The sequence below is a fragment of the Devosia sp. FKR38 genome, from assembly GCF_005222805.1.
In the GTDB taxonomy this organism is placed as follows: Bacteria; Pseudomonadota; Alphaproteobacteria; order Rhizobiales; family Devosiaceae; genus Devosia.
In genome coordinates this window covers 273,547-298,761 of sequence record NZ_STGC01000005.1, presented here as the reverse complement: position 1 = coordinate 298,761, position 25,215 = coordinate 273,547, and the positions used below count along the sequence as shown (strand labels likewise).

The following is a 25,215-nucleotide window of genomic DNA, read 5'->3' as shown; positions in this document are numbered from 1 at the left end:
GGGATACGGACATGACCGAGGAGCGCCGCGCGACCATTCGTCATAGGGTGCTCAAGGGCGGGCATGTCGTGGTCAACGACGGCTTTTCGACCTTCGACTGCACCGTGCGCAACCTCTCCGAGGCCGGCGCGCGGCTCAAGCTGGCCAGCATCATCGGCATTCCCGATCACTTTCAGCTGCTGCTCGACGACGGTCGCAGCTATGCCTGCAGTGTCATCTGGCGCCGGGAATCCGAGCTGGGCGTGCAGTTCGTCGCCGCAGAATGAAAAAAGCCGGACAAGTGCGAGGCACTGTCCGGCAAGTCATCAGGAAACAAGGTCGGTGGCAAACCGACCAGTGATGGAACGAGCGCTCGTAACAAGTGTTCGGACCAACGAGGGAACGCAGCCCGGCTGATGTCCGGGCGGCGTAAACTGGGCCGCCGATCAGAGGCGGGCGTTGCGGGCGCGGGCCGCGTTCAGCACATGGCCGGGATTGTTATCCCGGCGGGCCAGGGCAGCGCTGATATCGGCGCGCGAAATGCCGAGATCATCGAGCCGGCTGTGGTCGAGATCGAGCAGCGACTCCAGCGCATTCCGGCGGGCACGGGCAGCTTTGGCCTGGCCGAGCCAGCGCAGCAGCGCGGCAAAGGGGCGGGGCGTGGCGGCCACGATTGACCGCTCGCCGGGAAGCGAGAGAGCCATAGTAATCTCCAAACATTCTGTTGTGCCGCAGAGGGGGAACCGCGGCTGTGTCGGCAGCCTGTGTTCAAGCGCCGATGTTGAAGAAATAGCGCTCTGGACATTCATTCGTCCAACAAATAGATTTCATCCGGTCCATCAATTTGAGTGATGCACTTGCCATGAGCACGCCCCTTGATCTCGATCAGCTGCAGAGCTTCTGCGCCATTGCCGATTGCGGCAGCTTCACCGAGGCGGCGCGGCGGCTGAACAAGACGCAATCGGCCGTCTCCATGCAGATCAAGCGGCTCGAGGAGCGGCTGGGGCAATCGCTGCTGACGCGCGACGGCCGACGGGTCACGCTGACGCTGGCCGGCGAAGCGCTCTATGCCAGGGCGCGAAAGATGCTGCGCACCAATGCCGAGATCCTCGATCATTTCTCCGAAGGCGACCTCTCGGGTTCGATCCGTTTCGGCGTACCGGACGATTATGCCGTGCGCCTGCTGCCGGTGATCCTGTCGAGCTTTCAGCGCACCCATCCCAAGATCGTGGTGGATGTGGCCTGCATGGCCTCGGAACACCTGCTCGAAGGCATGCGCGCGGGGCGCTACGATCTGATCGTGTTCACCCAGGGCACCGAACAGAATTACGGCGAGCTGTTCCGCACCGAGAAAATGTTCTGGGTGGCCAGCCACGGCGGGCGGGCCCTGGCCAGTTCGCCCCTGGCGGTGGCCTGCGGCCCGACCTTCTGCACCTGGCGCAAGGATGCCCAGGAAGCGCTGGATCGCTCCGGGCTGGACTATCGCATCGCCTACACATCCTCCAATGCCACGGCAATTTCGAGCGCCGTGCTGTCGGACCTGGCGATTGGGTTCCTGCCCGAAAGCGCGCTGCAGCCCGGCATGCGCGTGGTCAATGATGACCATGGCCTGCCCAAGCTGGGCGACGCACAGATCGCCTTGATGCGGGCCAGCCACGCCTATGGCGGCATCTATGATGCGCTCGCCAACCACATCGTGCAATCGATGGGCAATCTGGAGACACCAGCGGCCCAGCAGGGAGAAGCTGCGGAGTAAGCCGCAGCCACCCTTGACCTGATCGGGCCGATGTCGCACCACAGGGCATGTCCGAAGCCCTGACCAATGCCGCCGAATACAGCGTTTCCGAGATCGCCCAGGCGGTCAAACGCACCGTCGAGGACGAGTTCGGCCATGTGCGGGTGCGCGGCGAGATTTCCGGCTTTCGCGGCCAGCATGCCTCGGGCCACGCCTATTTCACCCTCAAGGACGAAGGCGCCGCGCTCGACGCCGTGGTCTGGAAGGGCAATTACGCCAAGCTCAGCTTCAAGCCCGAAGAGGGCCTCGAGGTCATCGCCACCGGGCGGCTGACGACCTTCCCGCGCTCCTCGAAATATCAGATCGTCATCGACAATATCGAGCCCGCCGGCGCCGGCGCGCTGATGGCGCTGCTCGAAGAGCGCAAGCGCAAGCTGCAGGCGGAGGGCCTGTTCGCCCGCGAGCGCAAGCGCGAGCTGCCCTATCTGCCGCGCGTGATTGGCGTCGTCACCTCGCCGACCGGCGCCGTCATCCGCGATATTCTCCATCGCCTTGCCGATCGCTTCCCCACCCATGTGCTGGTCTGGCCAGTGCGGGTGCAGGGAGACACCTGCGCGGCCGAGGTGGTCAATGCCATCGAGGGCTTCAATGCCCTGACGCCGGGCGGCGCCCTGCCCCGTCCGGACCTGTTGATCGTCGCCCGTGGCGGCGGCTCCATTGAGGACCTCTGGGGCTTCAATGAAGAAGCCGTGGTGCGGGCGGTGGCGGCCAGCGACATTCCGATCATTTCGGCAGTCGGGCACGAGACCGATACCACGCTGATCGATTATGCCTCGGACATGCGCGCGCCAACGCCGACGGCGGCGGCCGAAGCCGCCGTGCCGGTGCGGGCCGAGCTCATCGGCTATGTCGATGACTTGGGGTCGCGCCAGCGCCAGGGGGCCCGCCGCTTGGTGGGCAGCGCGCGGGACCGGCTGCGGGCGGCCAGCGCCGGCCTGCCGCGCCCGGGCGATCTGGTGGCCATCCAGCGCCAGCAGCTCGACCATGCCGCCTCGAACCTGTTGGGTAACCTGCGGCATAGTGTCCAGGCGCTGCGGCTACGCTTCTCGCGCGTTGATACGCGTCTCACCCCGCGGGTGCTGCAGGGGCAGCAGGCCGAAGCCGGTGAGCGGCTGCGCAATCTGTCGCTGCGCGCCGAGGCCGGCCTGCGCAAGACGGTGGAACGCGCCCGCCTCACCCATGACCCGCGCGCCGGGCGCCTCGCCAGCGCCGCCGGGCGTTTGCTGGAGCGCAAGCAGGCGCAGTTGTCGGCCATCGGCCCCAAGCTGTCGCCCAATGCGTTGCGCAGCGAATTGCGCCATGCCCATGGCCTGCTGGGGCCGCTGGGCAACCGGCTGAGCACGACAATCGCCCAGCGCCTCGACACCAGCCGCAGCGCCCTCACTCAGGCGGGCAAGCTCTTGGCGAGCCTGAGCTATCGCAGCGTGCTTGCGCGCGGCTATGCCGTGGTCAAAGATGGCGATGGCAATCTGGTGGCCGCCCGCAGCCAGCTGCAGCCGGGCGACGCCATTGCCATCGAATTTGCCGATGGCGATATTGGCGCCACCGTGGGGGGCAACCCAGCGCCCCGCAAGAAGCCGCGCACCGGTCCCGCCGGATCCGGCACGCAGGAAAGCCTCTTTTGAGGCAGCGGCAAGTTCGCTATAGCCAACCCAGATGAGGGACGCGCCGATGAACCTGTTTGATAAGGCCTTTGCACCGGTCGAGGCCCAGATCCGCTATTTGGACGGGGACTATGTCGTGCTCAAGCCCGGCACCTTTGTGCGCTGTGCCATCACCGGCAAGCCGATCCCGATCGATGAACTGTTCTATTGGAGCGTTGACCGGCAGGAACCCTATGCCGATGCCGTCGTGGCCAATGAGGCGTTCGAGCGGTTTGGGCTGGGAGCCTGATCGTGTCGCCAGCCTCCATCCGTCGCCGCATGTTGTTTATTTCCAACGGTCACGGTGAGGACTGGATCGCGGCAGCCATTGCGGCGCGCCTGCCCAAGGGGCTTGAGGTCGACGCCTATCCCATGATCGGCGCGGGCAATGCCTATACCGGCGTCTGCCCGGTGGTCGGTCCGCGCGCCACCCTGGCGTCGGAGGGCTGGCGCAATGTGAAGGGTTCGCTGCGGCGCGACCTGGCCAATGGCGGGCTGATGACCATTCCCCCGGCGCTCAAATTCCTGCGCCAGGTACGCGGGCGTTACGGCCGCATCATTGTGGTGGGCGACATGACTGGCGTGCTGGCCGCCTTTGTTAGCGGCCTGCGCAACCTCACCTATCTCGATGTGTACAAGACCGGGGCAGCCCGGCTCTATTCGGCCGCCGAACGCTTCCTGATCAAGCGCACCTGTTCGACGGTGTTCTGCCGGTCCGATAGCCTCTCCGACATGCTGGTCCAGGCCGGCATCGATGCCCGCTGCGCCGGCAATGTGATGATGGATACCATCCCCAGCGGCGACTATGACGCGCATGCCCGCCGTCGGCGTGAGCGGGCGGTGACGCTGTTGCCGGGCAGCCGGGCCCTGACCGCGGAAAGCTTTGGCCTCCAGATCGAGGCGCTGCGCAGCCTGCCGCCGGACCTGATGCCCGATGTGTTCCTGGCCGTCGCCGGGGGCATCAATGTCGATGAGCTGGCCAAAAAGACCGGCTTGCGCCGCACTCACATGCTGAGCGCGGAATCCTGCGACCTGGGCGAGCTGACTGACGGCAAGATGACCGTGCACATGGCGCGCGGCAATGCGCTGGGCAATCTGCTGGCCGCCTCCGATCTGGTGCTGTCTCAGGCCGGCACCGCCACGGTGCAGGCGCTGGGCATGGGCCGGCCGGTGATCACCTTCATCAATCCGCGCGACCGGCGCTCGCGCTTTGAGGATGAGCAGAGACTGTTCGATGCCGCGCGTGTCGTGGTGCCCGCCGATGTCGCGGCGGTTGGCGCGGCGCTGGCCGACCTGCTGGCCCATGATGAGGAACGGCGCCGCCTGGGCAATATCGGCCGTCAGCGCATTGGCGGTCCGGGCGCGGTGCAGGCGATTCTGGATTGCATAACGCCCCGCGACTGAGGTCACGGGGCGCTGGGCCGGATGGGCTAAACCAAATTTACTTCTTGTCGGTCTGCGGATCGAGCAGGCGGTGCAGGTGCACGATGAAATAGCGCGTCTGCGCGCTGTCCACCGTCATCTGCGCCTTCTGCTTCCAGGCGACCAGCGCGCTGGCGTAATTGGGGAACAGCCCGACAATGTCCACCTTGTCGAGGTCCGTGAAGGTAACGCCCTCAATGCTGGACAATTCTCCGCCGATGACCAGGTGGAGCAATTGTTGGCCGGGTTCTGTTTTTTCTGCCATGGGTCAAATCCGTTCGTCGGTGGTGTGCGCAGCAACCGCCTGGCCCTCGGCCGGACAGCCATAGACCTTGATCAGCGCTGCATGAACCAGCGGTTTTAGGCTCATGTCGCCAAGCGCCGCAAGCGCCCCGTGGCGCACATCTCGTTTGTTGAATTGGGGGAAGCCAACGCAGACATCGGCAATGTCGACGCCGGCTTCATCCAGAATCACCGCCGCGCCGGCAATATCCCAGTCCTGGCTGCCGCGCCGGCTGGCCACGGCGTCCAGCTTGCCGGTGGCCACCTGCACCAGCCGATAGGCCAGCGAGGGATAATAGGGGCCGCGGGTATAATTGAGCCCGGCCTGCTGGAGTTCCTGATGCACGGCGCCAGCCGCGGGGATGACCGGGGCCGCGCCCGGGCGCCGCACCCGGCGGATGATCTTGCCATTGAGCCGAGCGCCCTCGCCCTTGGCGGCGGCATACATTTCGTCGCGCACGGGCGCATAGACGACGCCGGCTACGGCAACGCCGTTTTCCACAACCGCCAGGGAGATCGACCAGCTGTCCTCCCCGCGCAGAAAGCCGCCGGTGCCGTCGATGGGGTCAACCACGAACACGCGTTCACAATCGAGCCGCGACGGATTGTCGGTGGTTTCCTCGCTCAGCCAGCCATAGGTGGGGCGCGCCCGCAGCAAGGAGGCGGCCAGATAACGGTCCACCATGATGTCGGCCTCGCTCACAGGCGAGGCATTTTCCTTGTTCCAGCTCTTGACGTCGCGGCGGAAGAAGCCGCTGGCAATGATGCCGGCAGCCACCGCGCTGGCGCGGAGCAATTCAAGGTCTTCGCTGTAAGTCGTGGCTGGAACGGGCATATTCGGGCCTTTTAGGCTGGCCCCGGGCTTTGGACAAGGCCCGCGCACATCGCTGACCCCCGGCGGCCGGAAAAGCCAGGGTTAACGGGGCTGCAGCGGGTGCGGTTAACCGGTTCCTACCCGGTGCAAGACCCTGCTAACCCTCTCGGAAAACAAGATAAATTTAACCCAACCGATTAAGGTGGCAGGTAAGGGGCCGGGGTATGTTGGAGGCACAAAAGAGAGCGCCAAAAAACAGCTCTCGAAGTTGACAGGAAGGCGAATTCAAATGGTTCATGGCGTTTCGATGGAAGGATCGTCGGTCGTTCTGGCATTTGGCACTCCCGCTGTGGCGGACCGGCGCTTTATTGCTGCAAACGACAATGGTCCCAAGGATCCGGTCAAGACCGTCACGGTCCGCCGCATGCTCGATCAGAGTGGCGTCGCCATCAAGATCAAGGTCCCGGTGACCGAGTTCATCGGCGTGGCGGTTGCCACCGCCATCTCGGTCGAAGGTGTTCTCACCAGCTCGATCGAACTGGTGCATTCCGACAGCGCGCTGAACTATCGCGTGTTCGAGGAAGAGGGCAACCAGAGCGTCGTCGCCGAATGGCAGAACTGGGGCAAGAAGCTCCGCCTGCCGCTGTTCATCAAGGCCGGCGATGGTGCCTATATGCCCTATAGCCAGCAGGTTGATGGCGTCATGCTGGGCAGCAGCGCCTCGCGCCGCAAGCTCGCCGCCGAAGCCGGCCGCCGCCCCCGTTTCCTCAACCGCCGCACGCCCGGCCAGGTTGACGCCTGAGTTCTGCCGCCTCCAAAGCACGTTGAAAGGGTCGACCGGTGGTGCGGTCGGCCCTTTTGACGTCTATAGTGCTAGTGCACTCAAAATGGGGGAACCAGGTGTCAGACGAGTTTTCTTCTAAGATCGTGTTGACGTCGTCCGGCGGCGAACAAGCCGAAATTCAGAATCTGCCTGCACCAGTAATGCAAGCCCTCTATCATCAAATCACCGGCAAGAGAGAGAAAACAGTTCAGCGTTACGATGATGACTTTATCGTGGACAAGAAATCTATCGACCAGCTAATAATAAAACTCGCCCAGACGCTTGAACAGTTTCAAAGCAAAGCCCAGAATGTATCAATTGATGTATTTCACCATGGGCGCGACAGAATTACCCACTCCTCGCCTGCCAAGTTTAACCACTACGACACCAGCAAACCAGACCCTGTTTCATCGGTTGTAATTGACGCGTCATTCCTAATCTCAGCCCCGACTTTTGGACAATTTCAGAGTTATGAAATTCAGATTGACATAAATTCTTACAACATAATGAAAGACGATAAACATGCCGCATATTCCGGCCGAGGCAGGGAGTACAAAGAGCATTCTATAGAAGTATCAATTAGTTATGTTGACTACGTCATAGCCAGATCATTCAAATCAACAATAGACGAATGGGTAAATACACTAGAAAAGCAAAAACTCTGGCGACTTCCGAAGATTGTAGTTGATTATGATTTTCGCTTTTCAAATTATATATCAATTCCAACAGCAACTTCTGTTGCTGTTATAGTAAACTATGCATTCCCATTTATGAATACGACGTCAGGTGCAATCGTACTTCTTGGTCTCTCTCTGTTAATTTGGAGAGTTACAGCGGATATCTGTGAGTTCGGATTGAGCATCGTGGGATCGTATGGGTCATTTCCGGTCATAATATTGAATCGTGGCGACGAGCGAAACCACAAGATATTCCTTGAAAGGCGAGAAAAGGCGAAGAAGCTTGGCTGGTTCATTTTGGCAAGCTGCAGCCTACCCATCGTACTGGGAGTGGTCTCTTCCTTTATCTTTGAGAACTTTCTTCGCTAGCTACCAGACCCAGTCGGCCAGCAGCGCCAGGGCCAGGGCCATGCCGACATAATTGTTGGCATAAAAGCGAACGCGGGGATTGTCCGGCGCCGCAGCGTCGAGCGTGTAGACCTGCCAGGCGAGCAGGCCCGCGGCCACCAGCGACAGCACGGCAAACATGATGCCGGCGCCAACCAGCGTCGCCGCCGCCAGCCACAGCACATAGGCTCCGGCATAAAAGCCGGCTACGATCACCCTGGTGCGGCTGCCGAACAGCAGTGCGGTGGATTTCACCCCGATCAGGGCATCGTCCTCGACATCCTGCAGCGCATAGATGGTGTCATAACCCACCACCCAGAGGATCGTGCCGAAGTACAAGAGCAGCGTGGGCACGGCGAGGCCGGCGGTCTGGCTGCTCCAGCCGACGAGGGCCCCATAGGAGAAGGCCAGGCCCAGGAACGCCTGCGGCCACCAGGTGATGCGCTTCATAAAGGGATAGATCGCCACCAGCACCAGCGAGGCCACGCCGGCGATCACGGTGAAGCGGTTAAACTGGAACAGGATCACCGAGGCCAGCAGGGCCTGGGAGACGAGGAACGCCAGCGCGTCACGCGCCGTCACCTGGCCGGAGGGAATCGGGCGCGAGCGCGTTCGCGCCACCTTCATGTCGATGTCGCGGTCGACGATGTCGTTAAACGTGCAGCCCGCGCCCCGCATCAGGGCAGCCCCCACCAGCATGAGCACGGCGCCCCACCAGTCAAAGCCGCGCGCCGGATTGGCGACGGCAGCAAGGCCCAGACCCCAGACGCAGGGCCAGAACAGCAGCCAGATGCCGATCGGCCGGTCCCAGCGCGCCAGCCGCGCATAGGGCTTGAGCCAGGTGGGCGCGTAGCGGTCGACCCAGTTGCCGGCCTGGGCATCGGCAACGGCCGGGCTGGAGGGGCTGGATGCGGGCTGATTGGTATCGGACATGGTGCCACGATCTCCGTTAGGGGCGACAGGGCCGGGCAGCAGGCCTGCCACGACCTCGTCCTGCGACAAGCTCTGGATGAGGTCTACTGTGTTCGCCGCGTTTAGAGTAGACCTCATGGTGAACCCGTCGAACCCATGAGGTCGCAGCACACTCTTGCTGCGAAAACTGATGCCCCGTACCCATGCCAACCTGCCCCGCCTGTTTGTTCCGTCCGCGCTGATCGCCGGCACGCCCGTCGATCTGGGCAAGGAGCAGTCGCTCTACCTGGCCGCGGTGCTGCGCAAGTCGGTGGGCGACGAGGTGGTGCTGTTCAACGGGCGCGACGGCGCCTGGCGCGCCCAAATGACCAGCGATTCCAAGCGCTCGGTGTCGCTCGATCTGATCGAGCAGATCGCGGCCCAGCCCGCCGCCAGCGACCTCTGGTATGGCTTTGCCCCGCTCAAGTCCGAACGTCTCGACTATGTGATCCAGAAGGCGGTCGAGATGGGCGCCGGCACCATCCAGCCTGTGCTGACCCAGTTCACCCAGGTCAGCCGGCTCAAGCATGAACGGCTGGTGGCCAATGCCATCGAGGCCGCCGAGCAGTGCGAAGTGCTCAATGTTCCCGTGGTGGCGCCCGAAATCAGCCTGTCGGCTCTGCTCGAGACCTGGCCCAGCGACCGCCGGCTGATCCTGGCCGACGAAGGCGCGGCTTCGGCCTCGCCGGTCGAGCGGCTCACCCAGCTGGCCGGCGAGAAGCTTGGCATTCTCATCGGGCCCGAGGGCGGCTTTTCCGATGCCGAACGCACAAGGCTCCTCGCCCTGCCCTATGTGGTGCCCATTAGCCTGGGGCCGCGCATCCTGCGGGCCGATACGGCGGCAGTGGCCGCCCTGGCGGTCATTCAGGCGACCATCGGCGATTGGCGATAAAAGGCGATTGCTTTCGGCTTGGGCGACGCTATGTTCGCCCGCACGATTGACCCTCTTGAGACCGAGGACTGACCATGGCCGGCGCAGACAGCTATAGCCCTCTCATCGAATCGCGCGCCGACCTGATCGAGGTGCTGTCGCGCGGCTGCAAGCCGCAGGCTGACTGGCGCATTGGCACCGAACACGAAAAGCATGTGTTTCACACCAATCCGCTGCGCCCGGTGAGCTATGAGGGCCCCAACGGGATTCATGCCCTGCTTGATGGCGTCCAGGCCGCGACCGGCTGGGAGCCCTTCTACGACGGCGACAACCCCATTGGCCTGCGCAACAAGGAATCGGCGGGCGGCATCTCGCTCGAGCCCGGCGGGCAGTTCGAGCTCTCGGGCGCGCCGCAGATCGACCTGCATGCCTCGGCGGCCGAGCTGGCCGAGCATATGGCGGTGACCAAGGCCGTTGCCGCGCCGCTCGATATTCATTTCCTTGGCCTGGGCGTCACACCCATCTGGTCGGTCGATGAAATCCCGGCCATGCCCAAGTCGCGCTATGGCATCATGAAGCCCTATATGGAAAAGGTCGGCACGCTGGGCACATCGATGATGTTCCGCTCCTGCACCGTGCAGGCCAATCTCGATTTTTCTAGCGAAGCGGACATGGTCAAGAAGCTGCGCGTCGCCCTGGCGCTGCAGCCGGTGGCCACGGCGCTGTTTGCCAATTCGCCCTTCGCTGATGGCGTCGACACCGGCTATCTCAGCTACCGCAGTCACATCTGGCTCAACACCGACAATGCCCGCACCGGCATGCTGCCCTTCGCCTTCGACGAGGGCTTCGGCTTTGAGCAATATGTCGATTATGCCCTTGATGTGCCGATGTATTTCGTCATTCGCAATGGCGCCTATGTCAATGTGGCCGGCGAGAGCTTCAAGGCGTTCCTGCGCGGTGAGCTGCCACAGCTGCCGGGCGAGAAGCCGACGATCAAGGATTGGGAAGATCATCTCTCGACCATCTTCCCCGAAGTGCGGCTCAAGCAGTTCCTCGAAATGCGCGGCGCCGATATGGGCGACGAAAAGTCGGTGACGGCGCTGTCGGCCTTCTGGACGGGCCTGCTCTACGACGACATCGCGCTCGAAGCCGCCTATGAGATGATCAAGCCGTGGACACAGGCGCAGCGCGAGCAGATCCGCCAGGATGTGCCCAAGCTGGGCCTCGCGACACCGCTCGACCGCACCAATCTCTATGACTATGCGGCCCAGGCCGTCGGCATTGCCGAGGCGGGCCTGGTGCGTCGCAACCGGCTCAATGCGGCCGGCAAGGACGAATCCATCCATCTGGCGCCGCTGGAAGAGACCATTCGCCTGGCCCAGTCGCCGGCCGAGCGCTGGCGCGCCAAGCTCACCGGCGAATGGGGTGGCGACATCACCCGGATCTTCACCGAAGCCGAGATGTAGGCACGCCCCTCGCCTTATTGGCGCGGCGAAGAAATCCTTGCCACCACCGTCTGTGTCGTGCATCACGCGCCCAACAGGCACGGAGGGCGGCACATGCGGGTTTTGGTGATCGGTTCGGGCGGGCGTGAACATGCCCTGGCATGGAAGATCGCGCAGTCGCCGCTGCTGACCAAGCTGTTCATCGCGCCGGGCAATGGCGGCACCGGATCGGTGGCGGAAAACCTTGCGGTTGATGTGACCGACCATGCGGCTGTGGTTGCGCTTTGCCGACAGCACCAGATCGACTTCGTCGTCGTCGGCCCCGATGCCCAGGTGGTGGCCGGGCTGGGCGATGATGTGCGCGCGGCTGGGTTTACCTGCTTCTGCCCTTCCAAGGCCGCCGGCCAGCTCGAAGGCTCCAAGGGTTTTACCAAGGCGCTGTGCGACGAGATGGATATTCCGACCGCCGCCTATGGCCGCTTCAATAACGAGGCCTCGGCCCTGGCCTATCTCTATACCCAGGGCGCGCCCATCGTGATCAAGGCCGATGGTCTGGCCGCCGGCAAGGGCGTCACCGTGGCCATGACGGTCGAGGAGGCTGAAGAGGCCATCATCGACTGTTTCTCCGGCGCCTTCGGGGAGTCCGGCGCCGAGGTGGTGATCGAGGAATTCATGGAGGGCGAGGAAGTCAGCCTCTTCGTGCTCTGCGATGGCAGCAACATCCTGCCCCTCACCACCGCGCAGGATCACAAGCGCGCCTTCGATGGCGATACCGGCCCCAATACCGGCGGCATGGGCGCCTATTCGCCGGCCCCTGTGATGACGCGCGACATCTATGACGAGACCATCGACCGCGTCATCTGGCCGACCGTGCGCGGCCTGGCCGCCCGCGGCACGCCCTATCAGGGCGTGCTCTATGCCGGGCTGATGCTCACCGAGGATGGGCCGAAGCTCGTGGAATACAATGCCCGCTTCGGCGACCCCGAGACGCAGGTGATGATGATGCGCATGCAGAGCGATCTGCTGCCGCTGCTGCATGCGGTGGCCACTGGCACGCTGGCCGGGCATGACGTGGCCTGGAAGGATCAGTTCGCGCTGACGGTGATCCTGGCCACCGAGGGCTATCCCGGCAGCTATGGCAAGGGCTCGGTGATCACTGGCGTGCAGGCCGTCAATGCCGAGCACACCCATGTCTTTCACGCCGGCACCCGCCGCGATGGGGACAAGCTGCTCGCCTGGGGTGGCCGCGTGCTCAATGTCACCGCGCTGGGCGATAGCGTGCGCGAGGCGCAGCAACGTGCCTATGCCGGCGTCGATGCCATCGACTGGCCGGAGGGCTTCTGCCGCCGCGACATCGGCTGGCGCGAAATCGCCCGCAGCCGCTGAACGGCGCGGGTCTGAACCTTTCCTCAACTTCGCCGGGCTAGTCTCTGGGCTGGACGGTCACTGACGAGACGCCGTCGCAACCTCCTGTGGCCAGCGCCTTTTGGCGCCCACCGGTCGCCGACAAGGCGCTCTCGCGGTTGGCGGAGCGAGGCGAGATGAGCACGATTTCAGGTCCAAGGATCGGGGTTGCCCTGGGCGGCGGTTCAGCACGCGGGCTGACCCATATTCCCTATATCGAAGCCATAGACGAGCTGGGCCTCAGGCCCGCGGTGATCTCGGGCACCTCGATCGGCGCGCTGATTGGCGCCGGTTGGGCGTCGGGCATGACGGGGGCGGAACTGCGCGAGCATTCCTATGCCGTGCTGGGCACCATGCGCACCATTGCCACCAAGCTCTGGGCCATCCAGCTGCGCGGGCTGGGCGGCATTCTCCGGAACGGCATTTCCATGCAGCTTGATGCCTCCAGCATTGTGGACAGCTTCATCCCGCCCGATTTTCCGCTCGAGTTCAAGGATCTCAAGATCCCGCTCTATGTGGTGGCCACCGACTTCCAGTCCTGGCACCAGGTGGTGTTCAATACCGGCCCGCTGCGCCCGGCCATTGCCGGCTCGATTGCCATTCCGAGCCTGTTCAAACCCGTATCCTATGCCAATCACCTGCTGGTCGATGGCGGCGTGGTCAATCCGCTGCCGCTCGACCAGGCCGATATCGACACCGATTTCCTGATCGGCATCGACGTCAATGGCGATCCCTCCCAGGGCCTGACCAAGACCGACCACAAGGCGCTCGACATCTGGTTTGGCTCAGCCCAAATCATGATGCACTCGCTGACCGCCCATATGATGGCGGCCTATCCGCCCGACATCTATGTTCGGCCGCATGTGGCCAATTTCGGCGCGCTGGAGTTCTGGCGGGTGCGCGAAATCGTTGCCCATGCCGATGCCGAGAAGGACCGCTTCAAGCGCATCCTCAGCCAGAAAATCGAGGACTATATTCAGAACCGCCTGCCCGCCGTGGGCATGGAGTAACCCCTGCCCCGAATTCGCAACCCGCGCGTCGAATATGGACGGCACCAAGCGTCATGCTAGCATGGCGGCCATGGGGTCGCGCGTTGGGGAGAGCGTGTCGTGATTATTGCCGGTTGGATTCTGAGTGCCTTGCTGGTGCTGTTCATTTTGGGCGCGTCGGTGGCGCCCAAGCTGATGGGCATGAACGCAGCCATCGAGCCGCTCACCGTGGTGGGCTGGCCGATCAAATATATGGTGCTGATCGGCTGCATCGAGCTGACCTGCATGGTGCTGTTCGCCATTCCGCGCACGGCTCTGTTGGGCGCCATCCTGATGACGGGCCTGCTCGGTGGCGCGCTGGCAGCCAATCTGCGGGTCGATAATCCGCTCTATAGCCATACGCTGTTCAGCGTCTATTTCGGCATTGCCATGTGGGGCGCGCTCTGGCTACGCGATCCGCGCATCCGCGAGCTGTTTCCGCTGAGCTGAGGCGTGTCGGAAAATAATAAGGCCCGGCTGATGCCGGGCCTGTTCGTTTGGTCAATCGGGTCGATCAAACTTCGCGCGGATCGACGTCGGCCGCGTAATCCACGCCGCCCAGGCCGAAGCCGAACAGCTTGAGGAATTCCTCGCGATATTTCGGCAGGTCGGCGAGATCGGCCAGGCTTTCGGTGGTCAGGGCCGCCCAGCGCTTGGCCAGCTCGGCCTGCATGGTGTCGGACAGTTCCCAGTCGTCAACACGGATGCGGTTTTCCTCGTCCAGGGCGAGGTCACCGGCCAGCTTGTCGCGGAACAGGCGGTCGATCTGCTGGATCGGGCCTTCGCCCAGGCCCATCTCGTCCTCGACCTTGATCAGCAGCGTGCCATAGAGCGGCACGACGGGAATGGCCGAGCTCGCCTGGGTCACCACGGCCTTGAGCGCCACGACATGGGCAGCGTTGTCGCCATGGGTGGCGCGGATCGCCGCAGCAGCGCGGTCGAGATCGGCCTTGGCCTTGCCCAGCGTGCCCTTGTGATAGATCGGCCAGGTCAGCTTGCTGCCCAGATAGGTGTAGTTGAGGGTCTGGAATCCCTCGGCCAGCACGCCGGCTTCGGCCAGGGCGGCGATCCAGAGTTCCCAATCCTCACCGCCCATCACCTTGACGGTGGCAGCGGCTTCTTCCTCGGTCGCCGGCTCGACGGAAATCTCGGAGACTTCACCGGTGCCGGTGTTGAGCGTCTTGGAGGTGACGGCAGCGCCATAGGGCTTGATGGCCGAGCGATAGGTCACGCCGTCCTTGGGGTCGGTGCGCACCGGGGAGGCCACCGAATAAACGATGAGATCAACCTGGCCGAGATTGGCGCGGATGGCTTCGATCGCCTCGGCCTTGACGGCGTCGGAGAAGGCGTCGCCTTCAATGGTCACGGCCACGCGGCCGGCAGCCTTGGCGCGCTGCTCGAAGGCACGGTTGTTGTACCAGCCGGCGCTGGCCGTCTTGGCTTCGCCCGGCTCGCGCTCGAACGACACGCCGACCGTATCGGCATTGCTGCCAAAGGTGGTGACGATGCGCGAGGCCAGGCCATAGCCCGTCGAGCAGCCCAGCACCAGCACGCGGCGCGGCCCGGTGGGGATGGGGCCCTTGACCACGACATGATCGATCTGGCGCTGGACATTGGTGGCGCAGCCGACCGGATGGGCCGTCGTGCAGATGAAGCCACGGATCTTGGGCTCGATAATCATGGGTGGTCTCCAATAGGGTCTTGTCTTTGCCAATAGCGCGCGGAAGCGGTTGCGGCTAGTGCGGCGGGGTCAGGACGGGCGTAAACCCAAGAAAAACTGCTTGAGCATGGCCTCGGCGCGGGTGGCGCCAATGCCGCCGATGACTTCGGGATGGTGGTGGCAACTGGGTTGCTCGAACAGGCGCACGCCATTGTCGACCGCCCCGGCCTTGGTGTCTTCAGCGGCATAATAGACCCGGCGCAGGCGGGTATGGGCAATGGCCCCGGCGCACATGGCACAGGGCTCGAGCGTCACATAGAGGTCACAGCCATCGAGCCGCCCGGTGCCACGCGTGGCCAGCGCCGTGCGGATGGCCAGCATTTCAGCGTGCGCCGTGGGATCATTGAGCGCCTTCATGCGGTTGCGCTCGGCCGCCAGCACGCGCCCGCCCTCCATGATCACGGCGCCCACCGGCGCCTCGCCATGGGCGGCGGCATCTTCAGCCAGCGCCAGGGCCTGGCTCATCGGTGTGGGGGCCGTGTCGGACATGGCTTTGGTGATACCGAGCAAAGCCCTGCCGGGCAAGCCGGTCCTGCCGCGCGGTGGTGGCTCAGCCGTCCTGCAGCGCCAGAAAGGCCGCGGCTGCCTGAGTGCGGTGCCGCTGGCGATGCCGCAGCAGGTAGAAGTCCCGCCGCACGGGCGGCGTATGGACGAGGCAGAGCAGCCCTGCCGCCAGATGGGCCCGGGCCACATTGCGCGAGACCAGCGTGGCCCCAAGCCCGGCCTCCACCACGCCGATCACCGCCTCATTGCCCGGCAGGGCCAGGGCGATTTCCGGGGTCACCCCGGCGCGCTGCAGCAGGCCATCGAAGGCGGCGCGCGTGCCCGACCCGGTCTCGCGCACCACCCAGGGCGTGGTGCCCAGATCGGCCGGGGCAATGCTGCGCCCGGCCCAGGGGTGACCGGGGGCAACCACAACCACCATTTCGTCATGGTCCAGCAGGTCGCGGCTCAGCGCGGCGCGGCTGACATCGCCTTCCACCAGCCCCAGCTCGGCCCGACCGCTCTCCACCCCGTCGGCCACCTGGTCGGTATTGGCAAAGCCCAGTTCGATCTCGACCTGCGGATAGGCACGGCGAAAGGCCACCAGCCGGCCTGGCAGCCAGTGATTGGCAACAGTCTGGCTGGCCATGATCGACAGCCGGCCGCGCCGCAGCGCCGACAGGTCATCAAGCGCGTTTTCGGCCGCCCGGGCGCTGTCGAGTACGGCGCGGGCTTCGGCCTGGAAAGCCCGCCCGGTATCGTTGAGCAGGATGGCCCGCCCAACCCGGTCGAACAGGCGCACGCCATGGCGGCTCTCCAGGGCCGCAATGGCGGCGCTGACAGCGGACTGGGTCAGATGCAGGCTCTGGGCGGCACGGGTGATGTGCTGCTGTTCGGCGACGACGAGAAAGATGCGCAACTGCTCAAGGGTCATGCCCGTTATTAATCGATTTCGTCGATCAATACCACGATTACGTTCTGTTGGATTGCATGGATCGACTGGCGCTATCTGAGCGCAGGAGACGCCCATGATCGTGATCGACACCAGCCCCCATCCCGCCATCCTGCCCCCGCTGGCTGGCAATGCCATCCGGCACTTTGCTCCCAACTGGTTCGCCGCGACCATGGGCACCGGCGTTGTGGCGCTGGTGCTTGGCCATTTCGGTCAGGTGCCGGCGCTCTATTAGGCCGGCCGGTTGCTTTGGGGCCTCAACATCGGGCTCTTTGCCCTGTTCAGCGTGCTCTATGCGCTGCACTGGCTGCTGCATGGCGAGCAGGCGCGGCGCATTGCCAGCCATACCGTGCTGTCGATGGCCCTGGGCACGATCCCCATGGGCCTGGCGACCATCGCCAATGGTTTTGTGCTGTTCGGGCCCGCGCTGGTGGGGCCTGCGGCGATCAGCATTGCCCATGGCCTCTGGCTGCTCGACTGCGGTCTGGCGATCGCCGCCGGGCTGGGCGTGCCGCTCTTGATGTTCACCCGCCAGAGCCATAGCCCGGCGCAGATGACCGGGGTGTGGCTGCTGCCGCTGGTGGCCGCGGAAGTGGCGGCGGTCAGCGGCCTGCAACTGGTCACCCATCTGCCGCAGGCCGAACAGGGCGGCGTGCTGCTGGCCAGTCTTGCGCTCTGGGCCTGCTCGGTGCCGCTGGCGCTGGGGCTTGTCGTGGTGCTGGTCGTGCGCATGATCGTGCACAGCCTGCCGCCCGCCAGCATGGCGCCAAGCTGCTGGCTGGCCCTTGGCCCGATCGCGACCGGCGCCCTGGGCATGGCGCTGTTCAGCCAGGTCGTGCAGGGCGCCCTGGCCAATACGGTCCTGGCGCCGCTGGCGCAACCCATGGCCGGGGCCGGCCTTTTGCTGGCCACCCTGCTGTGGGGCTATGGCCTGTGGTGGGTGGGGCTGGCGGGCCTGATCAGCGCCCGCTATTTCACCGCGCCCGTGCCGTTCAACCTGGGCTGGTGGGCCTATGTGTTTCCGCTGGGCGTGTTCACCCTGGCCACTTGGGCGCTGGCCGATATCTGGGACAGTGGGCTCCTGTGGGGGCTGGGCGTCGTGCTGGGGATAGTGGTGGTGCTCACCTGGATGATCGTGGCGCTGCGCAGCATCGGCAGCGTCTGGCGCAGCAGCCCGGCAGGTAATGATGCGGATGCGCCCGCGGATCCCGGGTTCGATGATCACAGCAGCGTTCCGGCAAGCGCTGTGCCCTCGCAATAATCGACTGGCGCGCGCCGGTCGCAGTGGCCAGAGCGCAGGCGCCACAGGCGATCAAGTGCGGCGCGCAACCGTCACGTTCATCATGGCCCGTGTTGCAAAGCCAAGCGAGCCGTAGACCCGAATCGCGGCGGTATTGGTCTCAAAGACATGGAGATAGGGGCGCTTCGCCTTGGCGCGAATGCGCTCCGCCACAAAGCCCGACAACAGCCGGCCCAGCCCCTGGCCCCGCGCATCGGGATGGACGCAGACGCCGCTGAGTTCCACCCACTCCCCCTGGCGCAGCCGTTCGCCTGCCATGCCGACCAGTCGGTCTTTCTGCCTTATGCCCCAGAACTCGCCCAGCCGCATGGACCGCAGTGCAAACGGACCGGGGCGCGTCAGCATGGCCAAAGCATACATTTCAGCCTCGTCGGCGGTCCCCAGGCGGATCAGCCGATCCTGCTCCGGCATCGGCCAGGCGTTGGGCGCCACCATTTGCACGGCGCGGGCTGTCGAGACAGCGGTCAGGCCAGGCGGCAGCACAATGGGCTCACTCTGCACCAGGATGATCTGTTCATCGGGCTCGACCAAGCCTTGCAGGGCTGCCAGGCTGGCTGCACTCTGGTCGGCGGGCGCCGCGAAGGGACTGATATCACGCTCGAAGCGCAAGGCTGCCGGTGTGCCCCGCGCCCAGGCAGCCTGCTCGCCGGTCAGGGCCGACCAGATGGGCCGATCAAGCGGGTGCGTCATGGCTCTTGCCCCTGTCCTTGAGTCCAGTCTCCGCCAGCCGATCCTCGATCGCGGTCAACTGCTCCAGGAGCGGCCCGTCCAGATCGGCACAGAGTTCGGCAACGGCGGCAGCCACCTCGGCCCAGACGCCTGCCTTTGAGCGCATCACAAGATCGCACCCGGCCTCCGTCAGGGAGACCACGCGCTGCCGTCCATCGGCCGTGGAGGTCTCGATCGCCACCATGCCGAGCGCGCGCAATTGCAACAGGCTGCGGGTGATGCCGGGCTGGCTTACGCCCAGGGCCTGGGCCATCTCGCCAACCGTCAGGGCCCCCAGCCGGTCGATGGCCGCCAAGATGGGGAATTGCGCCGCCGGGACCTCCGTATCGAGGCGCGCCAGGATCTGCTGGGTCCCGGCCTGCAGCCGCTCGCCAATGCGCTTGAAACGGCTGCCCAGGCACAGATAGCCCAGCGCCCGAACCACATCCTCAATGTCGCGCTGCTTTTCCATAACTTGTTATGTAACATGCCGTGATCGGCTCGTCCAGACTGTGCAGCGCCGGAATGAGCATCGGAAACCGTTCGTGCATCGCCTATATTGGCGTCAGGAGAATCGCCCTTGCCCATCCGCCAACTGCCCGAAGACCTCATCAACCGCATCGCTGCCGGCGAGGTGGTGGAGCGCCCTGCCAGCGTGGTCAAGGAACTGGTGGAAAATGCCATCGATGCCGGCGCCTCGCGCATCGTCGTCACCACGGCGGGCGGCGGCAAGACGCTGCTGCGCATCGAAGATGACGGCCATGGCATGGACGAAGCCGATCTCGTCTTGTCTGTGGAGCGCCATGCCACGTCCAAGCTCGCCACCGACGATCTCGATGATATCCGCAGCCTGGGCTTCCGTGGCGAGGCGCTGGCCTCCATCGGCTCGGTGGCCGAGCTGACCATTTCCTCGCGGACAGAAGACGCTGACTCCGGCCTGCGTATCGTGGTGGACAATGGCCGCCGCATCGGTCCGCTGCCGCAGGCGATGAACCGCGGCACTATTGTCGAGGTCAAGAACCTCTTTGCCCGCATCCCCGCCCGGCTCAAATTCCTCAAGTCGGACCGCTCTGAGGCCGGTGCCATCACCGATGTGCTCAAGCGCCTCGCCATGGCCAATCCGGGCGTGCATTTCGTGCTCAATGGCAGCGACCGCTCGGCGTCGAACTGGCCAGCGGTCAGTGGTGCGGCCGCCCTGCAGTCGCGCCTGGCGCAGGTGATCGGCGATGATTTCGCGCAGAATGCGGTGACGCTGGCCACCGCCCGGCATGGCGTGGTGGTGGCGGGGCTGGCGGGCCTGCCGACCTATACGCGGGCCAATTCGCTATCGCAGTTCTATTTCGTCAACGGCCGCTCGGTGCGCGACAAGGTGCTGGTGGGCGCCGTGCGCGCCGCCTATGCCGACTATACCTTCCGCGACCGCTTTCCGGTGGTGGCGCTCTATATCGCCATCGATCCGGCCGAGGTGGACGTCAATGTGCATCCGGCCAAGGCCGAGCTGCGTTTCCGCGACGCCGGCGCGGTGCGCGGCGCTGTTATCCGCGCCATTGGCGAGGCTCTGACCGCCGCCGGTTTCAAGGCGTCGAGCAGCGTTGCTGACGATGTGCTAGGCGCCTTCAGCGCCCCGGCCTATCCTGCGCCCGCCGATGCGCCGGGCCATGCCCTGCCTTATCGCGTCCCCGCCCCCGGCCCGTTCTCCGGCTATGAGCGCAGCCTGCCCGTCGGCAGCGGCAATCCCTTTGCGCCGAGCTTCCGCCAGGGCGCCCTTGATGGCCTCAGCGAGCCCAGCGCCCGCGTCGAGCCGCATCTCGAGGCCAGTGCCGCCGAGCTGGCCGAATATCCGCTCGGCACCGCCCGGGCGCAGATGTTTGACAATTTCATCATCGCCCAGAATGGCGAGGGTCTGCTGCTGGTCGATCAGCATGCCGCCCATGAGCGGCTGGTCTATGAGCGCTTCAAGGCGCAACTGGCTTCAGGCCCCGTTGCCAGCCAGGCCCAGCTTATTCCGCTGGTCATCGAGCTGCCCGAGGAAGATTGCGCCCGCCTCGAAGACGCCGCGGCGGAGCTCGAACGTTTCGGGCTCTATCTCGAGCGGTTCGGCCCCCGCGCCGTGGCGGTACGCGAGACGCCGGCCCTCCTGGGCAATTCCGATATCGACGGGCTGGTGCGCGATGTCGCCGATGGCCTGGCCGAATGGGACTCCATTGCCGCCGTCAGCGACCGCATGGAAGCCATCATCGCCCGCATGGCCTGCCATGGCTCGGTGCGCTCTGGCCGCCGCTTGCGGGTGGATGAAATGAACGCCCTGCTGCGCGATATGGAAGCCACGCCCCACTCGGGGCAATGCATCCACGGCCGCCCCACCTATGTCGCGCTCAAGCAGAAGGACATCGAGCGGTTGTTCGGGCGCAGCCGGTAACGAAGCGCTAAGGCAAGTTAGCTATCTCACTGGTATGAAAACAGAACTTTCTGAGACGCCGCTGATGTACGTCGATGATGTCTTGCTTGTCGTCGGTATTGGCCTGCTCGCGGCTGCTCTGCTAACCGTTCGGTCCATCCTCGGCCTGCTGACCCAGTCCAGCGCGCTGCGCCGCTATTGGTTCTGGCTGGGCGGCGTGATTGCGACCTTTATGGTCGGCTATGGCGCCCTGATCGTGCTTTGGGGCGAGCAGTCGCTGGTGGCCAATGAACTGGTGGCGTTGATGCTGCTGCTGGGCGGCGTCTTCGCCCTTGCGGTGACCAAGCTGTCCCTGATGACCACGACCGATATTGTCCGCATTGCCAAGCTCGAGCGGGATGCCATCGAAGACCCGCTGACCGGCTCGTACAATCGGCGCTATCTCGAGAGCAAGCTGGACGAGGAAGTCCGACGTGCGACCCGCCTAAAGACGCCGCTTTCGACGGTGATGATCGACCTTGATCACTTCAAGCATGTCAACGACACCTATGGGCACGATGTTGGCGACAAGGTGCTGCGGCATGTCTGTGCCATGATCATGGCCTCGGTCCGGTCCAGCGACACGGTCATCCGCTATGGCGGTGAGGAGTTCGTGGTAATTGCGCCCGGCTGCGACGACGCCGATGCCGCCAGCCTGGCCGAAGCGATGCGTGCAAAAATCGCCGGATCGGCCCTGAACCTGCCAAACGGTGACAATCTGGTGGTGACGGCCAGCCTGGGCGTGTCTTCGCTGCGCGCAGGTTCCGCTGAAGCCATGCTCAGGGCCGCCGATGAGGCCCTCTATGCCGCCAAGCGCGACGGGCGCAACCAGATCTGCGTGGCGGCCGCCGCCTGAGCTCTTCCGCGCGCCAGCAGGACACTCCCGCCGACAACAACTTGGCATCGCACCCGCGTCTGGCCCAGTCGAATGGCGCACGAATCGGTCTCGACTCACAGTATTCGTTCATGCAATGTTCCTCTGAACAAATGAGGAACAAACATGCGCATCTGCCTGCTTGTTATCAGCTGTAGTCTATTGATCATTGATTGTGCAGCCGCGCAGTCGGGCCGTCTAGCTGCCCCGGATACTCTGGGGCCGCTGCCGGCAGGCGGCATCAGGGAGCCGCTCGGTAGCGCTGCGAGCCTCAAGGCGCTGGAGCGCTCGGCTCTGGCGGGAGACCGCCGCGCCTCGGCGCTGCTGGCGGTGCTCTTGCAGGAGATGGGCGAGACCGACGGCAACCTGCTCAAGGCCGCGCTGCATCTGCAGGTGGCCATCGCGGCGGGGTGCTCTGACCTCGATGCGATCGCCGACCATGTGGTCGCCCGGCTGACGCCGGCGGACAGGGCGGTTTATGGCCGGGCCCTGCCGCGCTGGGTAGCTGCCGACAGCGCGCCGGTTGCGCTGGCCGCCAAGGGGCGATGCCTGGCTGGGCCTATGCCCTGACCAGGCCTGTCGTGCCCTACTGAAACACGCTCGCGCCGCGGTCCGCCACGCCCACCAGGCTCCGGAAGCCAGCGAAGAGCTCGCGGCCCATGCCGAAATGCTGGCTGCGCAGGTCCTCGGTGGCCGGGGTGCGGGAGAAGAATTCTTTCTCGTCGCCCAAAAAGGTCAGCGTGCCCAGGTTGGCATCGAGACGGATCATGTCTCCATCGCGGATCTTGCTGATCGGGCCGCCGTCGACGGCCTCGGGGGTCATGTGGATGGCGGCAGGCACCTTGCCCGAGGCGCCCGACATGCGGCCGTCGGTGAGCAGCGCCACCTTGAAGCCGCGATCCTGCAGCACGCCCAGCGCCGGGGTCAGCTTGTGCAGCTCGGGCATGCCCAGGGCGCGCGGGCCCGAGAAGCGCACCACGGCGATCATGTCGCCGGTCAATTCGCCCGCCTTGAAGGCCGCCTGCAGGCCTTCCTGGCCATGGAACACCTTGGCCGGGGCTTCGATGACGCGGTGCTCGGGCTTGACGGCCGAGACCTTGATCACCGAGCGGCCGAGATTGCCGCTCAGCAGCTTGAGGCCGCCGGTTTCCTGGAAGGGCGTTGCCACCTTGGTCAGCACCTTGGGCAGGGCCGATTCCTTGGGCGAGGCCTCATAGGCCAGCTTCTCGTCGATCAGCTTGGCCTCGACGGTGTAGTTGGACAGGCCATCGCCCCAGACGGTCTTGACGTCTTCGTGCAGATGGCCGCTCTCAAGCAGTTCCTGGATGAGGAAGCCCATGCCGCCAGCGGCGTGGAAATGGTTCACATCGGCCACGCCATTGGGATAGACGCGGGCCAGCAGCGGGGTCGCATCGCTGAGATCGCTCATATCGTCCCAGGTCACCTGCAGCCCGGCTGCGGCGGCGATGGCAATCAGGTGCATGGTGTGGTTGGTCGAGCCGCCCGTGGCATGCAGGCCGACGAGGCCATTGACGATCGACTTTTCGTCGATGACATGGCCGACCGGCGTGTAGTTGTTGCCCAGCGCGGTCAGCGACAGCGCGCGCACCGTGGCCTCGCGCGTCAGCGCATCGCGCAGCGGCGTGCCGGGATTGACGAAGCTGGCGCCCGGCAGATGCAGGCCCATGATTTCCATGAGCATCTGGTTGGAATTGGCGGTGCCGTAGAAGGTGCAGGTGCCGGCCGAGTGATAGGATTTGGATTCGGCTTCGAGCAGTTCCGCGCGGCCGACCTTGCCCTCCATATAGAGCTGGCGGACCTTGGACTTTTCGTCATTGGGGATGCCCGAAGGCATGGGCCCTGCGGGCACGAACACGGCCGGCAGATGGCCAAAGGTCAGCGCGCCGATCAGCAGGCCTGGCACGATCTTGTCGCAGATGCCCAGATAGACCGCGGCATCGAACATGTTGTGGCTGAGCGAAATGGCTGTCGCCATGGCGATCACGTCGCGGCTGAACAGGCTGAGATCCATGCCCGGCTGGCCCTGGGTGACGCCGTCGCACATCGCTGGCACGCCGCCGGCGACCTGGGCGGTGGCGCCGATCTCGCGGGCCGCCTGCTTGATGATGTCGGGATAGAATTGATAGGGCTGATGGGCGCTCAGCATGTCGTTGTAGCTGGTGATAATGCCCAGGTTCAGCGTCTTGTTGCCGGCCAGGGCGGCCTTTTCGGCGGGCGAGCAGGCGGCAAAGGCATGGGCGAGATTGCCGCATGACAGCACGGCCCGGTTCACGCCGGCTTCGCGCGCACCGTCCAGACGGTTGAGATAGTCACGACGGCTGTCGCGGCTACGGGCCGCAATGCGGTCGGTGACATCCTGAATGGCCTGACGAACAGACATAGGCGAGCTCCTTGTTCAGCCTGGAGCCCTTCGTGGCCAGGGCGGTCAATTGGGGACCGCCGAGGGGACTTAGGGGCACCAGTAGACGTTCACGGCGTGGCCGGACCGCAGGACGGCACGAATGGGCATGTCCTCGGTGGGACCCTCACCCAGTGCGGTGTCGAGCACGGCGGCCTTTTCCTCCCCTTCGATGTGAAGGTATAGCCCATCCGCCTGGAGGAGGCGCGGAAGGGTAAAAGTGATGCGCGGTTCGCCTGCGCCCGGCGCGCGGATGGCCAGCGTCGGCCCCTCGGCCGTCAGGGCCTGGGCCAGCGTGTCGCCACCGGGAAAGAACGAAGCGGTATGGCCATCGCTGCCCATGCCCAGCACGACGGCGGCAAAGGGGCGCGGCAGCTCGGCAAGCGCGGCATTGGTGCGCGCGACGCCGGCAGCATCGGGCTCATCGCCGCCCGAATAGAGCGGGAAGAAGCGGGCAATGGCCGCCGGACCCTGCAGCATCTTTTCATTGACCAGCATGGCGTTGGAGCGGTCGCTGGTCTCGTCGACCCAGCGCTCGTCCACCAGCGTCACGATGACCTTGGACCAGTCGATATCCTTGGTCTTGCCCAGGGACTGGAAAAAACGCGCCGGCGTCGAGCCACCGCTGACGGCAATGGCGGCTTCGCCCCGGGTCTCGATCGCATGGCGGATGCGGTCGGCAACGGCCTCGGCCAGTTCCTTGGCCAGGGTTGGCTTGTCGGCAAAGCTGCGGCGCTCGATGGTCATGCTTCAGTCCTCTTGCCGCCTGGGCGGTTCTTTCTCTTCCCTCCCCCTTGCGGG

Annotated in this window: 28 protein-coding genes; 17 read left to right on the top strand and 11 right to left on the bottom strand. The window is 64.8% G+C overall.

The window, feature by feature from the left end; genetic code table 11:
- Positions 1–11 precede the first annotated feature (11 nt).
- Entirely contained in the window at positions 12–266 is a 255-nt protein-coding gene (locus tag E8M79_RS06545) for a PilZ domain-containing protein (RefSeq protein ID WP_137151139.1), read from the top strand.
- 159 nt (positions 267–425) lie between these two features.
- On the opposite strand, the gene E8M79_RS06540 is transcribed toward E8M79_RS06545, so the two are convergent.
- Positions 426–683 carry a hypothetical protein gene (locus E8M79_RS06540; protein WP_137151138.1) on the bottom strand — a complete coding sequence of 86 codons (258 nt, stop codon included), beginning with the start codon at positions 681–683 and terminating at the stop codon, positions 426–428.
- Positions 684–841: 158 nt separating this feature from the next.
- Between E8M79_RS06540 and E8M79_RS06535 the strand changes: the two genes are divergently transcribed.
- From E8M79_RS06535 to E8M79_RS06520, 4 genes are read left to right on the top strand one after another with little or no spacing between them, the layout of a single operon-like run.
- A complete protein-coding gene (locus E8M79_RS06535) occupies positions 842–1,735 on the top strand; it encodes a LysR family transcriptional regulator (protein WP_137151137.1) in 894 nt (297 codons plus the stop codon).
- A gap of 47 nt (positions 1,736–1,782) precedes the next feature.
- Positions 1,783–3,399, top strand: coding sequence for an exodeoxyribonuclease VII large subunit (xseA, locus tag E8M79_RS06530; protein ID WP_137151136.1), 1,617 nt, complete (start codon positions 1,783–1,785; stop codon positions 3,397–3,399).
- A gap of 46 nt (positions 3,400–3,445) precedes the next feature.
- Positions 3,446–3,667 carry a DUF2093 domain-containing protein gene (locus E8M79_RS06525; RefSeq protein WP_137151135.1) on the top strand — a complete coding sequence of 74 codons (222 nt, stop codon included), beginning with the start codon at positions 3,446–3,448 and terminating at the stop codon, positions 3,665–3,667.
- Positions 3,668–3,669: 2 nt separating this feature from the next.
- Positions 3,670–4,821, top strand: a complete 1,152-nt coding sequence (locus tag E8M79_RS06520) for a hypothetical protein (protein WP_137151134.1) — start codon at positions 3,670–3,672, stop codon at positions 4,819–4,821.
- Positions 4,822–4,858: 37 nt separating this feature from the next.
- Here E8M79_RS06520 and E8M79_RS06515 read toward each other — a convergent pair whose 3' ends face one another.
- Positions 4,859–5,104: a DUF4170 domain-containing protein gene (locus tag E8M79_RS06515; RefSeq protein WP_137151133.1), complete on the bottom strand. Its 246-nt coding sequence runs from the start codon at positions 5,102–5,104 to the stop codon at positions 4,859–4,861.
- A 3-nt stretch (positions 5,105–5,107) separates the two neighbouring features.
- Positions 5,108–5,956: a 3'(2'),5'-bisphosphate nucleotidase CysQ gene (locus E8M79_RS06510; RefSeq protein WP_137151132.1), complete on the bottom strand. Its 849-nt coding sequence runs from the start codon at positions 5,954–5,956 to the stop codon at positions 5,108–5,110.
- A gap of 268 nt (positions 5,957–6,224) precedes the next feature.
- On the opposite strand from E8M79_RS06510, the gene E8M79_RS06505 reads away from it, so the two are divergent.
- A complete protein-coding gene (locus E8M79_RS06505) occupies positions 6,225–6,737 on the top strand; it encodes a DUF6101 family protein (protein WP_137151131.1) in 513 nt (170 codons plus the stop codon).
- Between the two features lie 98 nt (positions 6,738–6,835).
- Complete coding sequence (locus E8M79_RS06500; RefSeq protein ID WP_137151130.1) at positions 6,836–7,804, top strand: hypothetical protein; 969 nt, start codon at positions 6,836–6,838, stop codon at positions 7,802–7,804.
- On the opposite strand, the gene ubiA is transcribed toward E8M79_RS06500, so the two are convergent.
- Positions 7,805–8,755: a 4-hydroxybenzoate octaprenyltransferase gene (gene ubiA, locus E8M79_RS06495; protein WP_137151129.1), complete on the bottom strand. Its 951-nt coding sequence runs from the start codon at positions 8,753–8,755 to the stop codon at positions 7,805–7,807.
- Positions 8,756–8,924: 169 nt separating this feature from the next.
- Between ubiA and E8M79_RS06490 the strand changes: the two genes are divergently transcribed.
- From E8M79_RS06490 to E8M79_RS06470, 5 genes are all read left to right on the top strand, one after another.
- Positions 8,925–9,665 carry a 16S rRNA (uracil(1498)-N(3))-methyltransferase gene (locus E8M79_RS06490; RefSeq protein WP_137151128.1) on the top strand — a complete coding sequence of 247 codons (741 nt, stop codon included), beginning with the start codon at positions 8,925–8,927 and terminating at the stop codon, positions 9,663–9,665.
- A 74-nt stretch (positions 9,666–9,739) separates the two neighbouring features.
- A complete protein-coding gene (locus E8M79_RS06485; RefSeq protein ID WP_137151127.1) occupies positions 9,740–11,110 on the top strand; it encodes a glutamate--cysteine ligase in 1,371 nt (456 codons plus the stop codon).
- Positions 11,111–11,203: 93 nt separating this feature from the next.
- Entirely contained in the window at positions 11,204–12,475 is a 1,272-nt protein-coding gene (gene purD, locus E8M79_RS06480; protein ID WP_137151126.1) for a phosphoribosylamine--glycine ligase, read from the top strand.
- A gap of 155 nt (positions 12,476–12,630) precedes the next feature.
- Positions 12,631–13,503 (top strand): patatin-like phospholipase family protein, encoded by an 873-nt coding sequence (locus tag E8M79_RS06475; protein ID WP_137151125.1) that lies wholly within the window; start codon positions 12,631–12,633, stop codon positions 13,501–13,503.
- Positions 13,504–13,602: 99 nt separating this feature from the next.
- Complete coding sequence (locus E8M79_RS06470; protein WP_137151124.1) at positions 13,603–13,971, top strand: DoxX family protein; 369 nt, start codon at positions 13,603–13,605, stop codon at positions 13,969–13,971.
- Positions 13,972–14,035: 64 nt separating this feature from the next.
- Here the strand turns inward: E8M79_RS06470 and fabV are convergent, their stop codons facing one another.
- The 3 genes from fabV to E8M79_RS06455 all read right to left on the bottom strand — a co-directional run bounded on the left by fabV (position 14,036) and on the right by E8M79_RS06455 (position 16,658).
- Positions 14,036–15,202, bottom strand: coding sequence for an enoyl-ACP reductase FabV (gene fabV / locus E8M79_RS06465; RefSeq protein ID WP_137151123.1), 1,167 nt, complete (start codon positions 15,200–15,202; stop codon positions 14,036–14,038).
- A 69-nt stretch (positions 15,203–15,271) separates the two neighbouring features.
- Positions 15,272–15,730 carry a nucleoside deaminase gene (locus E8M79_RS06460; RefSeq protein ID WP_248304922.1) on the bottom strand — a complete coding sequence of 153 codons (459 nt, stop codon included), beginning with the start codon at positions 15,728–15,730 and terminating at the stop codon, positions 15,272–15,274.
- A gap of 61 nt (positions 15,731–15,791) precedes the next feature.
- On the bottom strand, positions 15,792–16,658 hold the full coding sequence (locus tag E8M79_RS06455; protein ID WP_137151122.1) for a LysR family transcriptional regulator: 867 nt from the start codon (positions 16,656–16,658) through the stop codon (positions 15,792–15,794).
- Positions 16,659–16,752: 94 nt separating this feature from the next.
- On the opposite strand from E8M79_RS06455, the gene E8M79_RS18470 reads away from it, so the two are divergent.
- Positions 16,753–16,911, top strand: coding sequence for a hypothetical protein (locus tag E8M79_RS18470; protein ID WP_205747886.1), 159 nt, complete (start codon positions 16,753–16,755; stop codon positions 16,909–16,911).
- A 9-nt stretch (positions 16,912–16,920) separates the two neighbouring features.
- The gene (locus E8M79_RS06450) at positions 16,921–17,937 is read left to right on the top strand and encodes a C4-dicarboxylate ABC transporter (protein ID WP_205747885.1); all 1,017 of its coding nucleotides are present in this window, start codon (positions 16,921–16,923) and stop codon (positions 17,935–17,937) included.
- 51 nt (positions 17,938–17,988) lie between these two features.
- On the opposite strand, the gene E8M79_RS06445 is transcribed toward E8M79_RS06450, so the two are convergent.
- Together E8M79_RS06445 and E8M79_RS06440 are read right to left on the bottom strand one after the other, a co-directional pair.
- Entirely contained in the window at positions 17,989–18,666 is a 678-nt protein-coding gene (locus tag E8M79_RS06445; RefSeq protein ID WP_137151121.1) for a GNAT family N-acetyltransferase, read from the bottom strand.
- Complete coding sequence (locus E8M79_RS06440; protein ID WP_137151120.1) at positions 18,650–19,156, bottom strand: MarR family transcriptional regulator; 507 nt, start codon at positions 19,154–19,156, stop codon at positions 18,650–18,652. The genes E8M79_RS06445 and E8M79_RS06440 overlap by 17 nt, the downstream gene beginning before the upstream one ends.
- 108 nt (positions 19,157–19,264) lie before the next feature.
- On the opposite strand from E8M79_RS06440, the gene mutL reads away from it, so the two are divergent.
- The 3 genes from mutL (at position 19,265) to E8M79_RS06425 (ending at position 22,565) form a co-directional block, all read left to right on the top strand.
- Positions 19,265–21,103 (top strand): DNA mismatch repair endonuclease MutL, encoded by a 1,839-nt coding sequence (gene mutL, locus E8M79_RS06435; RefSeq protein ID WP_137151119.1) that lies wholly within the window; start codon positions 19,265–19,267, stop codon positions 21,101–21,103.
- A gap of 64 nt (positions 21,104–21,167) precedes the next feature.
- Positions 21,168–21,977 carry a GGDEF domain-containing protein gene (locus E8M79_RS06430; protein WP_171015759.1) on the top strand — a complete coding sequence of 270 codons (810 nt, stop codon included), beginning with the start codon at positions 21,168–21,170 and terminating at the stop codon, positions 21,975–21,977.
- 180 nt (positions 21,978–22,157) lie between these two features.
- A complete protein-coding gene (locus E8M79_RS06425) occupies positions 22,158–22,565 on the top strand; it encodes a hypothetical protein (protein ID WP_137151117.1) in 408 nt (135 codons plus the stop codon).
- 16 nt (positions 22,566–22,581) lie between these two features.
- On the opposite strand, the gene edd is transcribed toward E8M79_RS06425, so the two are convergent.
- Complete coding sequence (edd, locus tag E8M79_RS06420; protein ID WP_137151116.1) at positions 22,582–24,396, bottom strand: phosphogluconate dehydratase; 1,815 nt, start codon at positions 24,394–24,396, stop codon at positions 22,582–22,584.
- 69 nt (positions 24,397–24,465) lie between these two features.
- Entirely contained in the window at positions 24,466–25,161 is a 696-nt protein-coding gene (gene pgl / locus E8M79_RS06415; protein ID WP_137151115.1) for a 6-phosphogluconolactonase, read from the bottom strand.
- Positions 25,162–25,215 lie beyond the last annotated feature (54 nt).